Origin of the sequence: Streptomyces sp. XM83C (assembly GCF_023072675.1) — a bacterium.
In the GTDB taxonomy this organism is placed as follows: Bacteria; Actinomycetota; Actinomycetes; order Streptomycetales; family Streptomycetaceae; genus Streptomyces; species Streptomyces thermocoprophilus.
In genome coordinates this window covers 1-13,247 of sequence record NZ_JALLGL010000181.1, presented here as the reverse complement: position 1 = coordinate 13,247, position 13,247 = coordinate 1, and the positions used below count along the sequence as shown (strand labels likewise).

Below are 13,247 nucleotides of genomic sequence, written 5' to 3'. Positions count from 1 at the left end.
CCGCACCCACCGCCCGCCCCGTGACCGTGAGCCCAGCCCGACGCGCGGTCGTGCGGCCCCCTGTCGTCGGCCCACGCGTCGGCGGACAGGTCGGAACCCGCGAGGCGGACGGGATCGTCGGTGTCGCCGGACGGGAACCTTCCGGCGTCGGCGAGCAGGCCCCGCCCCGGCAGCCCCGCGTCCGGCGCGAAACGCGGCACCAGAGCCACCAGCGCCGGCGCTCCGTGCAGCGCGACAGCGAGCACGATCTCGTCCTCGCCGAGCCCCTCCGGCCGCGGGGCAGCGGCCGGGCGGACCGCCACGCCGACAGCAGACGCCGCCCGGAACGCGTACGACGCGACGGCACGGACCGCAGCAGCCCGCCCGCCACGGCCACCGCCCGCAGCAGGGCCGGCGCACGGGCCACCACCGCCCGGGCCGGCAGCTCACGCGGCCCCGCCGGACGGCAGAGCGCCGAGCGCACCGCCTTCTCCGGCGGGTGCCGGAAGCCCTCCGGCCCGCCGCCCGGAGCGCGCCGTACCGTCCCCGGCCGGCCCGCCCCGACCGCGCCCCGCAGATGCAGCGCCACCAGCGCCGCCGTCACCGCGCCCCGCTCACCGGCCCGCAGCAGGGCCAGGACGCACGGCTTGACGGCCGCCGTATCGGCGTATGCGTCCCTCATGCCGGCACCCCCGTCCGTCCGTCTGCCGGGGGTGTGCCCGGGCCCGGGGGCGGTCGAAGCCTCCCTGGGCCCGGGTTCAGGGGTGGATCCGAGGATGCCGTGACCGCGGCTACGCCTCCTTCTGTACGCCGCCGGGCTGCGACCCCCGCACCCCGTGCCGCCCCGGCCCGTGCGGCTCGGGATGCTCGTGGTGCTCGGAGAGCCCCGGCCAGTCGTCCGGCCCGCCGCCCTGCCACTCGACGAGGTCGCTCGCGGCCACATCGGTGACGTACAGGTCGGCCAGGCGCAGGATCTCGCTCACGTCGTCCGCGTGGGTGGCGATGCCCAGCGTCTCCTCGCCCGCGGTGACGCGTCGCGAGCCGTCCAGCGCCGGGGGATGCACCACGACATGCGGGTGCTGCGTCGGTTGTGCCATGCCTTCAGGCTGCGGCGCCCGGCGCGGCTCCGCACCCGCAGGGCGGCGGGGCAGCCGGGCCCGGGTCCGCGCATCCGCAGGGGCCGGGCGGCATGGCCCGCCCCCGGAAACGCCAGAGCGCCGGGTACGGGACCGTCCGTACCCGGCGCTTCCGGCCGGTGAAGGTGTGGTGGCCGTCCGACGGCGCGAGGCTGGGCGCGACAGGTCGTTCGCGCCGCCGGACGGGGTCTGGGGGCGTTGCAGAGGCCGGGGTCGTGTTCGGGACCGCGGCGGACGCGACGGAGCCCGGGACGCCTTCCCTCTGGTCGAGAAGGGGAACCGGAGTCCTTCACCACCGCACTGGCTCGCGGGCCGCCGCGGTCCTCACCCGGGCCGCGTCCCCGGCATCGGCGACCACCCCTCATCCGGGTCGCTCGGTGCCGGCCGGGACACGGCCCGGGAGTCTCACTCGTCGCGCAGCGCGCGCACCGCCTCCTCCACGCGCCGCCCGTACTCGGGGTCGGCGGCGTGGAAATGGGCGAGGTTCTTCTCGATGACGTCGTTGCGGGAGACCTGCGCCAGGCTGCCCGCGATGTTGGCGACCAGCCGGGCCCGCTCGTCCTCGCCCATCAGCCGGTACAGGGCGCCGGCCTGGACGAAGTCGTCGTCCTTGGTGTGCTGCGCCGCCGGGTGGGTGCCCGTCCAGCCGGACACCGGCAGCGGGGCGGACAGCGGGCGGCCGGTCTCGACGGGGCCGTCGTAGGAGTTCGGCTCGTAGTTCTTGGCGTGCCGGCCCTGCGCGTTGAGCGCCATGAAGCCGTCCCGGCCGTAGTTCCGCGCCCCGCCCGGCACCGCCCTGGGCGCGTTGACCGGCAGCAGGGTGTGGTTGACGCCGAGACGGTAGCGGTGGGCGTCGGCGTAGGCGAACAGACGGCCCTGGAGCATCTTGTCCGGCGACGGCCCGATGCCGGGGACGAAGTTGTTCGGGGAGAACGCGGCCTGTTCGACCTCGGCGAAGACGTTGTCCGGGTTGCGGTCGAGCACCAGCCGGCCGACCCGCTTCAGCGGGTAGTCGGAGTGCGGCCACACCTTGGTCAGGTCGAACGGGTTGAAGCGGTAGTCCGCCGCCTCGGCCGCCGGCATGATCTGCACGTACAGCGTCCACGACGGGTGCACGCCCCGCTCGATGGCCTGCAACAGGTCCGTCTGGTGGGAGGCGGGGTCCTTGCCGGCGATCTCCGCGGCCTGCTCGGAGGTCAGGCAGCGGATGCCCTGGTCCGTCTTGAAGTGGTACTTGACGAAGAAGGCCTCGCCCTTGGCGTTCGTCCACTGGTAGGTGTGCGAGCCGTAGCCGTTCATGTGCCGGTACGAGGCGGGGATGCCGCGGTCGCCCATCAGCCACGTCACCTGATGCGTGGCCTCGGGGGAGTGGGCCCAGAAGTCCCACACGTTGTCCGGCTCCTGACGGCCCGTGAACGGGTCGCGCTTCTGCGAGTGGATGAAGTCGGGGAATTTGATCGGGTCCTTGATGAAGAACACCGGCGTGTTGTTGCCGACGAGGTCGTAATTGCCCTCCTCGGTGTAGAACTTGACCGCGAAGCCGCGCGGGTCGCGGACCGCGTCCGCGCCGCCGAGGGAGTCGGCCACGGTGGAGAAGCGCACGAACACCTCGGTGCGCCGGCCCCGCTCGCCGAGGAAGTGGGCGGAGGTGTACGCGGTGACGTCGTCGGTCACCTCGAAACGGCCGTAGGCGCCGGAGCCGCGGGCGTGCACCACACGCTCCGGGATGCGCTCCCGGTTGAAGCGGGCCAGCTTCTCGATCAGCTGCTGGTCCTGGATCAGGAGCGGCCCGCCGACGCCGGCGGAGGCGGAGTTCTGGTTGTCGGCGACGGGGGCGCCGGACTCGGTCGTGAGCACGCGCTGCGACATCGGGGACCTTCCGTACGAGTGTCAGCGGAAAACTGTTTCCGCTTCGTGGAGCCTAGGAGGGGGTGAAACCGGGCGTCAACAGTTTGTTGAAGTGGTTTCCGTGCCGCGGCGCCGCGCGGGCGCGACGGGACAGGTGTCAGCGGCACCACGGCACGGAAGCTTCAGTTGCCCGCCCCGTCGGGGCGGGAGTGACGGTCAGACCTGGGCGCCGGACAGGCGCTCCACGGCCCGCAGCAGGGCCGAGTGGTCCAGGCCGCCGTCGCCCTGGGCGCGCAGCGAGGCCACGAGCTGCGCCACCACCGCGCCGACGGGCAGGGCCGCGCCGACGTTGCGGGCGGCGTCGGTGACGATGCCCATGTCCTTGTGGTGCAGGTCGATACGGAAGCCCGGCTTGAAGTTCCGGGTGAGGAAGTTGTCCTTCTTGCGGGTCAGCACGGTCGAGCCGGCCAGGCCGCCGTTGAGGACGTCGAGCGCGGCCTTGAGGTCCACGCCGGACTTCTCCAGGAAGACCACGGCCTCCGCGCACGCCTGGATGTTGACGGCGACGATCAGCTGGTTGGCGGCCTTCACGGTCTGGCCGGAGCCGTGCGGACCGCACAGCACGATGGTCTTGCCCAGCGCCTCGAAGATCGGCTCGGCCTCGTCGAAGTCGGCCTGTTCACCGCCGACCATGATCGACAGCACGGCCTCGATCGCGCCGGCCTCGCCGCCGGAGACGGGGGCGTCCAGCACGCGGATGCCCTTGTCCTTCGCGGCCTTCGCCAGGTCGACGGAGGTCTGCGGGGTGATCGAGGACATGTCGATCAGCAGGGTGCCGGGGCGGGCGTTCTCCAGGATGCCGTCGGGGCCGTACGCGACGGCCTCGACCTGCGGGGAGGCGGGCACCATGGTGATCACCACGTCCGCGTCCCGGACGGCCTCGGCGATCGAACCGGCCGCGATGCCGCCGGCGGCGGCCAGCCGGTCCAGCTTCTCCTTCTCCAGGGTGTAGCCGGTGACCCGGTAGCCCGCCTTGAGGAGGTTCTCGGACATGGGGGAGCCCATGATGCCGAGGCCGATCCAGGCGATCTTGGGAAGAGACATGAAGGGGCCTTTCTGAGGTGCGGGGGTGTCAGCGGGCCGCGCGGCGCCCCGGCGGACCGGGCTCCACGGGCCGCGCGGTGGTCAGCGGGCCGCGCGCAGCCCGGCGGGCAGCCAGTCGAAGGCGTCGGCGCTCGGGCGGTCGCCGGGCTTGTACTCCAGGCCCACCCAGCCGTCGTAGCCGGCCTTGCGGAGCCGGTCGAGGAGGTCCTCCAGGGGAAGGGAGCCGGTGCCCGGCGCGCCGCGGCCCGGGTTGTCGGCGATCTGGACGTGGCCGGTCTTCGCGGCGTACGCGTCGATCACGGCCGGCAGGTCCTCGCCGTTCATGGACAGGTGGTACAGGTCCATCAGGAACTTGGCGTTGCCGAGGCCGGTCGCCGCGTTGACCTGGTCCACGACGCCGACCGCGGCCGGTGCGCTCACCAGCGGGTACAGCGGAGACTCGGGCTTGTTCAGCGCCTCGATCAGCAGGATCGCGCCGATCCGGTCGGCGGCGCGCGCCGCGAGGACCAGGTTCTCCAGCGCGAGCGCGTCCTGCTCGGCCGGGTCGACGCCCTCGACACGGTTGCCGTACAGCGCGTTGAGCGCGGTGCAGCCGAGCGAGGCGGCGAAGTCGGCGGCCACGTCGATGTTGGCGCGGAACCTCTCCGACTCCTCACCGGGCACCGACAGGGCGCCTCGGTCCGGTCCGGGCAGCTGTCCGGCGTAGAAGTTCAGCCCCGTGAGCCGTACGCCCGCATCTTCGATCGCCTGCTTCAGGGCGTCGAGTTCGGACCGCTCGGGGGTGGGGGTGTCGATCCAGGGCCACCACAGCTCGACCGCGGTGAAGCCGGCCGCGGCGGCGGCCGCGGGGCGCTCCAGGAGCGGGAGTTCCGTGAAGAGGATCGACAGGTTGACGTTGAAGCGCTGGTCTGCGAGTCCCATCGGGTGCCGCGCTCCCTTCCGTGTCGAGTTTCCGTATGACGGAAGTTAGTTTCTGCGTATTGGAAGACTGCCGGTGGGGGTCGGGGCTTGTCAAGAGGGGTCGGCGGGCCGCGGCCCCGCACGCTAGGTTGTGCGCGTGCGATTGAGAGTGGAGTTCACGACCGAGCCCTTCGACCTGGACGAGGCGCCCGAGCATGCGCTGGTGGCCCGGCGGGTCATCGAGACGGCCGACCTGGAGTCGGTGGACGTGGGCCCCTTCGGCAACACCGCCGAGGGCCGCGCCGACGCCGTGCTCGACGCCGTGGACGCCCTGCTCCGGCAGAGCCTCGAAGCCGGCGCGACGCGTGTCTCCCTCCAGGTCAACGTGATCCGGGAGGGCGAGTGAGCGACGCCGGGGACGAGACGTTCATCGCGGCCGTCAAGCCGCTCGTCGACGCGATCGGCGGCGAGATGCTGCCGCCCGACGAGGCCGCCCCCGAGGACGTGGTGCTGTCCTGGCAGGGCAGCGCCGCCGTGGCCGTACGGCTGCCGCAGCTCGCCGACTCCCTCGACCACATCCTCGCCGCGATGGAACGCCGCAAGGGCCGGCCGCTCGCCGATCTGGACCGCAAGGCCAAGCAGGAGGTCGTGCGCATCCTGGAGGCCCGCGGCGCCTTCTCCGTCCGCCACGGAGTGGAGACCGTGGCGAGCGCGCTGGGCGTCAGCCGCTTCACCGTCTACAACTACCTGAACCGCGAGAAGGGCGCCTGACAGGCCCGTCCTGCCAGGTCAGGGCCGTCGCCGCCGGTCCGCGGACGACCGCCGCCGCCCCCGCCGGGCGGCGGCTTTTTGTTACCCCGAATTTTCAACAAACTGTTGACGTGGTGTTTCGGAGGGCGTTAGCTAACGGCAGCCCGTTCAGCACAAGGCCACGGAGGCACCCGTGACGTCGACTTCCACGCCGCCGGGCCTGGCCCGCTTCAACGCCCTCGACGAGGACGCGGCCCGCGCCGCGCTCCACGAGGCGTGCACCTCCACCGCGTGGGTACGGCGGCTGCTCGCCGCCCGCCCCTACGCCACCCCCGAGGACCTCTACACCGCCAGCGACGCCGCCATGGCCGAGCTGACCGCCGAGGACCTCACCGAAGCCATGGCCGGGCACCCGCCGATCGGCCGCCCCGAGCCGGGGGACCCCACCTCCGCACGGGAACAGAGCGGCATGGCGGGCGCCTCCGAGCAGCTGAAGGCGGAGATGCTCGAACTCAACCTGGCCTACCAGGAGAAGTTCGGCCACGTCTTCCTCATCTGCGCGACCGGCCGGACCGGAGAGCAGATGCGCGACGCGGTCAAGGAACGGATCGGGAACTCGCCGGAGCAGGAGCGGGAGATCGTCCGCACCGAGCTGGGCAGGATCAACCGCATCCGACTGGCACGACTCGTCGAAGAGGACTGACCACGCCATGAGCACCAGCACCACCGCCTCGGTGTCCACGCACATCCTGGACACCTCCCGCGGCCGGCCCGCCGAGGCCGTCCCCGTCCGCCTGTCCGCCCGCAGCGGGCGCCACGCGGACTGGAAGGAACTCGGCGGCTCGGCCACCGACGCGGACGGGCGGTGCAAGGACCTCCCGGCCCTGCCGGAGGGAACCACCCATGTACGGCTCGACTTCGACACCGAGTCGTACTTCACCACCACACAAGCCGCGGCCCAGCAGGACGCCCCCGCGCATCGGGACAGCGAGAACGGCCGGCCCGTGTTCTTCCCCGAGGTCACCATCGCCTTCGCGGTGGTGCCGGGCGAGCACTACCACGTTCCGCTGCTGCTCAACCCGTTCGGCTACTCCGTTTACCGAGGGAGCTGACCGACACATGACCCGCTTCGTCCTGGGACAGAACCAGTACGGCAAGGCCGAGAACCGCGTCGTGAAAGTCACGCGCGACGGCGACACCCACCACATCAAGGACCTGAACGTCTCCGTCGCCCTCTCCGGCGACATGGAGGAGGTCCACCGCAGCGGCTCCAACGCGAACGTCCTGCCCACCGACACCACCAAGAACACCGTGTTCGCCTTCGCCAAGGAGCACGGCATCGACAGCGCCGAGGACTTCGGCATCAAGCTCGCCCGCCACTTCGTCGACGACACCGCGCCCATCCACCGGGCCCGGATCCGCATCGAGGAGTACAGCTGGGAGCGGATCGAGACCTCCAAGGGCGGCGCCCGCTTCGTCGGCGCCGACGAGATAGCCCACTCCTTCGTCCGCAAGGGCCAGGAGACCCGCCTCGCGCAGATCACCTACGACGGCCACGGCATCCAGGTGCTGTCCGGGTTCAAGGACCTCACCGTCCTGAACACCACCAACTCCGAGTTCTGGGGCTTCCTGAAGGACAAGTACACCACCCTCCAGGAGGACTACGACCGTATCCTCGCCACCACCGTCTCCACCTGGTGGCGGCACAACTGGGACGGCATCGACTCCCACGCCCCCGACTGGGACCGCTCCTACGCCGGCGTCCGCAAGCACGCCCTCCAGGCCTTCGCCGAGACCTACTCGTACTCCCTCCAGCAGACCCTCTTCGAGATGGGCGTACGAGTGCTGAACTCGCGCGACGAGGTCGACGAGATCCGCTTCTCCATGCCGAACAAGCACCACTTCCGCTCGGACCTGTCGCCGTTCGGCATCGAGAACGAGGCCAAGGACGGCGCCGTGTACTACGCCGCCGACCGGCCCTACGGCCTCATCGAGGCGACCATCCTGCGCGACGGCGCCGAACAGCTCATCCCGGTCGACATGACCAACCTCTGACCCGGGGCGCGCGCCCCCGGTCCGGCCGCACGGGCCGGGGGCGCGCCGCCCTCGACCTCTCGGCACCCGGAGCCGCCGCCAGGCTCCGGCACTCAAATCCTCCTAGGGTCCTGCCGTGCCCTCCCGCGGACACGACGCCTGGTCCCGTGTCCGCGGCTCCGCCACCGAAAGACAAGGACGCACCATGGCACCTTCGGCAGCCCCGCGCATCGTCATCGAGAACTGTGCGATCGCGACCGTGGACGCGGGCGACACCGAGTACGCCTCCGGGCATATCGTCCTGGCCGGCAACAGGATCGAGTCGGTCGGCGCGGGCCCCGCCCCCGACGGCCTCGACGACGTGGCCCGCCGCATCGACGCGAGCGGCCACCTCGCCACCCCCGGCCTGGTCAACACCCACCACCACTTCTACCAGTGGATCACCCGCGGCCTCGCCACCGACCACAACCTGTTCAACTGGCTGGTCGCGCTGTACCCGACGTGGGCGCGTATCGACGAGCAGATGTGCCACACGGCCGCGCAGGGCTCCCTCGCCATGATGGCCCGCGGCGGCGTCACCACCGCCATGGACCACCACTACGTCTTCCCGCACGGCTCCGGCGACCTGTCCGGCGCGATCATCCGCGCCGCCGCCGAGACGGGCGTACGGTTCACCCTCGCCCGCGGCTCCATGGACCGCAGCGAGAAGGACGGCGGACTGCCCCCGGACTTCGCCGTCGAGACCCTCGACGGCGCGCTCGCCGCCACCGAGGAGACCGTGAAGCGGCACCACGACGCCTCCTTCGACGCGATGACCCAGGTCGCCGTCGCCCCCTGCTCGCCGTTCTCCGTCTCCACCGAACTCCTCAAGCAGGGCGCCGAACTGGCCCGCCGGCTCGGCGTACGGCTGCACACCCACGGCTCGGAGACCGTGGAGGAGGAGAAGTTCTGCCACGAACTGTTCGGCATGGGCCCCACCGACTACTTCGAGTCCACCGGCTGGCTCGGCGAGGACGTGTGGATGGCGCACTGCGTCCACATGAACGACTCCGACATCGCCGCGTTCGCCCGCACCAGGACCGGCGTCGCCCACTGCCCGTCCTCCAACGCCCGCCTCGCCGCCGGCATCGCCCGCGTCCCCGACATGCTCGCCGCCGGTGTCCCCGTCGGCCTCGGCGTCGACGGCACCGCGTCCAACGAGTCCGGCGAACTCCACACCGAACTGCGCAACGCCCTGCTCATCAACCGGCTCGGCGCCCACCGCGAGGCCGCCCTGAACGCCCGTCAGGCGCTGCGCCTCGGCACGTACGGCGGTGCGCAGGTCCTCGGCCGCGCCGACCAGATCGGCTCTCTGGAACCGGGCAAGCTCGCCGACGTCGTGCTGTGGAAGATGGACACCCTCGCCCACGCCTCCATCGCCGACCCGGTCACCGCGCTCGTCTTCGGCGCCGCCGCCCCCGTCACCGCGTCCTTCGTGAACGGCCGGCAGATCGTGGAGAACGGCCGCCTGCTCACCGTCGACGAGGACGCCGTCGCCCGTGCCACCCGCGACGAGGCCCGCCGCCTCGCCCGAATCGCCGGCCGGGACTGACCGGCGGCACCCGCTCCCGGCCGGGAGGGACGGCTCCCGGCCGGGGACCGTGGATCCGAGCGGGATCCACGGCAGCCGTCTCCGGGGCGCGCGCACCTGCCCGCGCCCCGGAACGGTCACCGGCCGCACCCGCCGCGCTCCGACGCGGTCACCCGGCCGCACCCCGCGCACCCCTCTCGCTCACCGCGCCACCCCCGTCACGGTCCCGCACGACCACACCAGCACCACCTCCCTGAAACCCACGTCCCCGACGACGTGTTAACCGACCGGAGGAGCCGCCGTGGCCGCCCACCCCGTAGACGAGAAACTCCCCGCGCTGAAGATGGCCACCACCGGCCTCCAGCATGTGGCCGCCATGTACGCGGGAGTCGTCGCCCCACCCCTGATCGTCGGCGCGGCCATCGGCCTGTCCGGCGCCGACCTCACCTTCCTCACCGGCGCCTGCCTGTTCACCGCGGGCCTCGCCACCTTCCTGCAGACCCTCGGCATCTGGAAGATCGGCGCCCGGCTGCCCTTCGTCAACGGCGTCACCTTCGCGGGCGTCGCCCCCATGACCGCGATCGTCGCCTCCACCGACGACAAGTCCGACGCCCTGCCGGTCATCTTCGGCGCGGTGATCGTCGCCGGTCTGCTCGGTTTCGTCGCCGCGCCGTTCTTCAGCAAAGCGATACGTTTCTTCCCGCCGGTCGTCACCGGCACCGTCATCACCCTGATCGGTGTGTCCCTGCTGCCCGTCGCGTTCGGCTGGGCCCAGGGCCCGAACCCGGCCGCCCACGACTACGGATCGGCGACCAACCTCGGCCTCGCCGGCATCACTCTCGTCGTCGTGCTGCTGCTGCGCCGCTTCACCCGCGGCTTCGTCAAGCAGATCGCCGTCCTTCTCGGCCTGGTCGTCGGCACGCTCGTCGCGATCCCGTTCGGCGCCACCGACTTCGCTCCCGTGGCCGACGCCGGCCTGGTCGGCTTCCCCACCCCGTTCCACTTCGGCGCCCCTCGGTTCCAGCTCGCCGCGATCCTCTCGCTGTGCGTGGTGATGGTCGTGTCGATGACCGAGTCCACCGCCGACATGCTCGCCCTCGGCGAGATCGTGGAGCGACCCGCCGACGAGAAGACCATCGCCGCGGGCCTGCGCGCCGACACCCTCGGCTCGGCGATCAGCCCGCTGTTCAACGGGTTCATGTGCAGCGCGTTCGCGCAGAACATCGGCCTGGTCGCGATGACCCGTATCCGCAGCCGCTTCGTCGTCGCGACGGGCGGCGCGTTCCTCGTCCTGATGGGCCTGTGTCCGGTCGCCGCGTCGCTGATCGCGGTCGTGCCCCGCCCGGTCCTCGGCGGGGCCGGGGTCGTCCTGTTCGGCTCGGTCGCCGCGAGCGGCGTCCAGACCCTCGTACGGGCCGGACTCGACCGCGACAACAACGTCCTGATCGTCGCCGTGTCCCTCGCGGCCGGGCTGATACCGGTCACCGAGCCGGAGTTCTACCACGCCTTCCCGGAGACCGCGCGGATCGTCCTCGACTCCGGCATCTCCACCGGCTGCGTCACCGCCGTCCTGCTCAACCTGGTCTTCAACCACCTCGGCCGGCAGCGTGAGGCGCAGGACGTCACACACCCGATGGAGGCGGGGGAGGAGATCGCCGCCGTGCACTGAGCGCCACGGCGCGGGCCCGGCACGGCCGGCCGGAGCAGACGGCATGTCCGCCGTGGTCCCCGGCCCGCCGTCGGCTCACGCCGGCCGGATCTCCTCGCGGAGGCCGACCCCGCCGACGGCGGGGTGCAGGGTGAGCCGGCCGTCCGACACCGGGGGAGGGGTCCGGGGGCCGCCGCCTACAGGCCGAACAGGCCCGGGTCCGCCGCGAGTTGCTTGAAGTGGGCCCGGGGGTCGGCCACCAGGCGGCGGGTCTTCAGGTCCAGCAGGCCGCCGACGCCGGTGATCTCGGCGGCGAGCGTGCCGTCCGTCTTGCGGATCTGCTGCTCCATGCGGAACGTCTTGCCCTCGCCCCACAGGAACGCGCAGGTCACGTCCACCTCGTCGCCGGCGAGCAGCTCACGCCGGTAGCGGACGGTGGTCTCCAGGGCGACCGGGCCCACGCCCGTGGACACCAGCTGCTTCTGGGTGATGCCGGCCGCCTGGAGCAGGGACCAGCGGGCGTGCTCCGCGTAGTTCAGATACACGGCCTGGTTCAAGTGCCCCTGGGTGTCGGTCTCGTATCCGCGGACGGTGATCCGCACGGAGAACGGCTCGCTCATCACTTCCCCCTCGGGTTCGTGTACCTGCCCGTCGATCTTGGCATGCTCCCGCCCGCGTCGCGGGGTGATCCTCTACACGCGGCGCGGTGAAGCGAGCAGATAGCGCCTGCGGGTGCGCGGCTCGGTGTACTCCCCGGCCTGCCATCCCGACCGCTCCAGCGCCGACGCGCAGGCTCGCAGATCATCCGCCGTCCCCGCGTACACGGCGACGGCCTCCGGCTGCGGTGTCTCCCGCACCCGGTACCCCTCCTCGCCGCCCCCGGCGGGGCGCTGCCCGGCCGCCTCCAACGCCAGCGCCGCCGCCTGCACCAGATGCGCCCGCTCCCAGCCGCACGGCCGGTCCGTCGACGCGTCCGGGTTCGTCATGCGGCGCAGCTCCAGCAGCCCCTGCCAGGCACTGTGCACCTCACGCGCCCGGCCGGGCCCCCGGTCCGGCGGTTTCTCCTCGTCGCCGGTCCGCGCGGCGAACACCCCGCTGTCCGGCGCGGCGGGCGCAGGCTCGGGCGGCACGCACGCCGGTGTCTCCCGTATCCGGTGCCCGGCCGGGGTGAGGAAGTGGTCGTGCGGCGGACGCGGATGCCGGAACGCCAGCCCCTGCCGTACGAGCGCCGCGAGCTGCGCCGGTGTCCCGCGCAGCCGTCCGGTGACGGGGTCGGCGGCATCGATGACACGCCGCAGCGCGGCGGTGGGCGGGCGGGTCATGGCGTGCGCTGCTCCTTTCCGGGAAGGGAACTCGGGGCCTCGGGCCGCGGCACGGCGGCCTTCCCCGCACCCGCTTCGCAGGCTACGCCGGGGGTCTGACATTCCACCCCGAGATCACCGGCCGCCCGTGCTCCGTGCCCAGCCGGCACAGCGCGCCGGTGGCCAGCTGGAACAGCGCCCCGTGCTGCGGGGCGAGGCCCAGGCGGCGGGCGGTGAGGACACGCAGGAAGTGGCCGTGGGCGACGAGCAGCACCACGCCCTCCGTGTTGGCGAGCGCCGCGTCCACCTTCGCCAGCATCCGGTCGGCCCGCGCCCCCACCTGCTCCACCGTCTCGCCGGGACGCTCCGGCGGGCCGGGCACCACCCCGTCCGTGAACAGGAACCAGCCGGGCCGCTCCCGCTGGATGTCCACCGTGGTCACACCCTCGTAGCCGCCGTAGTCCCACTCCAGGAGATCGGCGTCCACGCGCGCGTCGTGCACCCCGATCAGCTCGGCCGTCTCCCGCGCCCGCTGCATCGGGCTCACGAACGCGGCGCCGATCCGGTGCGAGCGGACCAGCGGCGCCAGCCGGCGTGCCTCCTCCCGCCCGTGCTCGGTCAGCGGCACGTCCGTCCGCCCGGTGTGCCGCCCCGACCGGGACCACTCGGTCTCGCCGTGCCGTACCAGAAACAGATCACCCACGCCCGCTCCCTCGTGCCTGTCTGCCTGCACGTTCGCACAGCCCGGCGGGGGCCGCAGGGCCGGGTGGGCCGTCCGTAGCAGAGCGGCCCGTGCCCGGCAAGTGACGAACAGCCGTGTCTGGCACGCGACCCCCGCGGCGGGCGACGGTGTCAGCCCGTCCACCCCACCCGCCGCGCCCCCCGGCACGAGCGGTACGGCAGTCCCGACCGACCCGGAAGGAGCCTTCCCCACGGACTCCGCAACACGGCCCCCGGCCGCCCGATCACCCCCTTGC

14 protein-coding genes and 1 pseudogene are annotated in these 13,247 nt (G+C 72.5%); 7 read left to right on the top strand and 8 right to left on the bottom strand.

The features are described 5' to 3' along the window. The 5 genes and pseudogenes from MTQ10_RS20030 to MTQ10_RS20010 form a co-directional block, all read right to left on the bottom strand. A pseudogene (locus MTQ10_RS20030) lies at positions 1–302 on the bottom strand (TIGR04222 domain-containing membrane protein); the annotation flags it as partial. A 468-nt stretch (positions 303–770) separates the two neighbouring features. Continuing rightward, on the bottom strand, positions 771–1,076 hold the full coding sequence (locus MTQ10_RS20025; RefSeq protein ID WP_247470038.1) for a hypothetical protein: 306 nt from the start codon (positions 1,074–1,076) through the stop codon (positions 771–773). Between the two features lie 444 nt (positions 1,077–1,520). Next, positions 1,521–2,984, bottom strand: a complete 1,464-nt coding sequence (locus MTQ10_RS20020) for a catalase (protein WP_247470036.1) — start codon at positions 2,982–2,984, stop codon at positions 1,521–1,523. 195 nt (positions 2,985–3,179) lie between these two features. Then, positions 3,180–4,067, bottom strand: coding sequence for a 2-hydroxy-3-oxopropionate reductase (locus MTQ10_RS20015; protein WP_247470034.1), 888 nt, complete (start codon positions 4,065–4,067; stop codon positions 3,180–3,182). Positions 4,068–4,148: 81 nt separating this feature from the next. Continuing rightward, a complete protein-coding gene (locus tag MTQ10_RS20010; protein WP_247470032.1) occupies positions 4,149–4,988 on the bottom strand; it encodes a TIM barrel protein in 840 nt (279 codons plus the stop codon). 136 nt (positions 4,989–5,124) lie between these two features. Between MTQ10_RS20010 and MTQ10_RS20005 the strand changes: the two genes are divergently transcribed. From MTQ10_RS20005 to MTQ10_RS19975, 7 genes are all read left to right on the top strand, one after another. Next, a complete protein-coding gene (locus MTQ10_RS20005) occupies positions 5,125–5,373 on the top strand; it encodes a thiamine-binding protein (RefSeq protein WP_247470023.1) in 249 nt (82 codons plus the stop codon). Further along, the gene (locus MTQ10_RS20000) at positions 5,370–5,738 is read left to right on the top strand and encodes a helix-turn-helix domain-containing protein (protein WP_247470021.1); all 369 of its coding nucleotides are present in this window, start codon (positions 5,370–5,372) and stop codon (positions 5,736–5,738) included. The genes MTQ10_RS20005 and MTQ10_RS20000 overlap by 4 nt, the downstream gene beginning before the upstream one ends. Positions 5,739–5,910: 172 nt before the next feature. Continuing rightward, positions 5,911–6,420, top strand: coding sequence for a 2-oxo-4-hydroxy-4-carboxy-5-ureidoimidazoline decarboxylase (gene uraD, locus MTQ10_RS19995; RefSeq protein ID WP_247470019.1), 510 nt, complete (start codon positions 5,911–5,913; stop codon positions 6,418–6,420). Positions 6,421–6,427: 7 nt separating this feature from the next. Beyond that, positions 6,428–6,829, top strand: coding sequence for a hydroxyisourate hydrolase (uraH, locus tag MTQ10_RS19990; RefSeq protein WP_247470017.1), 402 nt, complete (start codon positions 6,428–6,430; stop codon positions 6,827–6,829). Positions 6,830–6,836: 7 nt separating this feature from the next. After that, the gene (gene pucL / locus MTQ10_RS19985) at positions 6,837–7,772 is read left to right on the top strand and encodes a factor-independent urate hydroxylase (protein WP_247470007.1); all 936 of its coding nucleotides are present in this window, start codon (positions 6,837–6,839) and stop codon (positions 7,770–7,772) included. A 184-nt stretch (positions 7,773–7,956) separates the two neighbouring features. Next, positions 7,957–9,342 carry an 8-oxoguanine deaminase gene (locus tag MTQ10_RS19980; protein WP_247470004.1) on the top strand — a complete coding sequence of 462 codons (1,386 nt, stop codon included), beginning with the start codon at positions 7,957–7,959 and terminating at the stop codon, positions 9,340–9,342. 280 nt (positions 9,343–9,622) lie between these two features. Continuing rightward, entirely contained in the window at positions 9,623–10,990 is a 1,368-nt protein-coding gene (locus tag MTQ10_RS19975; RefSeq protein WP_247470002.1) for a nucleobase:cation symporter-2 family protein, read from the top strand. A 176-nt stretch (positions 10,991–11,166) separates the two neighbouring features. Here the strand turns inward: MTQ10_RS19975 and MTQ10_RS19970 are convergent, their stop codons facing one another. The 3 genes from MTQ10_RS19970 to MTQ10_RS19960 form a co-directional block, all read right to left on the bottom strand. Then, entirely contained in the window at positions 11,167–11,589 is a 423-nt protein-coding gene (locus MTQ10_RS19970) for an acyl-CoA thioesterase (protein ID WP_247469992.1), read from the bottom strand. 72 nt (positions 11,590–11,661) lie between these two features. Next, positions 11,662–12,291: a hypothetical protein gene (locus MTQ10_RS19965; RefSeq protein WP_247469983.1), complete on the bottom strand. Its 630-nt coding sequence runs from the start codon at positions 12,289–12,291 to the stop codon at positions 11,662–11,664. A gap of 82 nt (positions 12,292–12,373) precedes the next feature. Further along, complete coding sequence (locus tag MTQ10_RS19960; protein ID WP_247469981.1) at positions 12,374–12,973, bottom strand: histidine phosphatase family protein; 600 nt, start codon at positions 12,971–12,973, stop codon at positions 12,374–12,376. Positions 12,974–13,247: the final 274 nt, after the last annotated feature.

Bases quoted from the DNA above. Each gene is read 5' to 3' on its own strand.
- MTQ10_RS19965 (WP_247469983.1), bottom strand. From the start codon at position 12,291: ATGACCCGCCCGCCCACCGCCGCGCTGCGGCGTGTCATCGATGCCGCC.
- MTQ10_RS19980 (WP_247470004.1), top strand. From the start codon at position 7,957: ATGGCACCTTCGGCAGCCCCGCGCATCGTCATCGAGAACTGTGCGATC.
- MTQ10_RS20015 (WP_247470034.1), bottom strand. From the start codon at position 4,067: ATGTCTCTTCCCAAGATCGCCTGGATCGGCCTCGGCATCATGGGCTCC.
- pucL (WP_247470007.1), top strand. From the start codon at position 6,837: ATGACCCGCTTCGTCCTGGGACAGAACCAGTACGGCAAGGCCGAGAAC.
- MTQ10_RS19970 (WP_247469992.1), bottom strand. From the start codon at position 11,589: ATGAGCGAGCCGTTCTCCGTGCGGATCACCGTCCGCGGATACGAGACC.
- uraH (WP_247470017.1), top strand. From the start codon at position 6,428: ATGAGCACCAGCACCACCGCCTCGGTGTCCACGCACATCCTGGACACC.
- MTQ10_RS20020 (WP_247470036.1), bottom strand. From the start codon at position 2,984: ATGTCGCAGCGCGTGCTCACGACCGAGTCCGGCGCCCCCGTCGCCGAC.
- MTQ10_RS20025 (WP_247470038.1), bottom strand. From the start codon at position 1,076: ATGGCACAACCGACGCAGCACCCGCATGTCGTGGTGCATCCCCCGGCG.
- MTQ10_RS20010 (WP_247470032.1), bottom strand. From the start codon at position 4,988: ATGGGACTCGCAGACCAGCGCTTCAACGTCAACCTGTCGATCCTCTTC.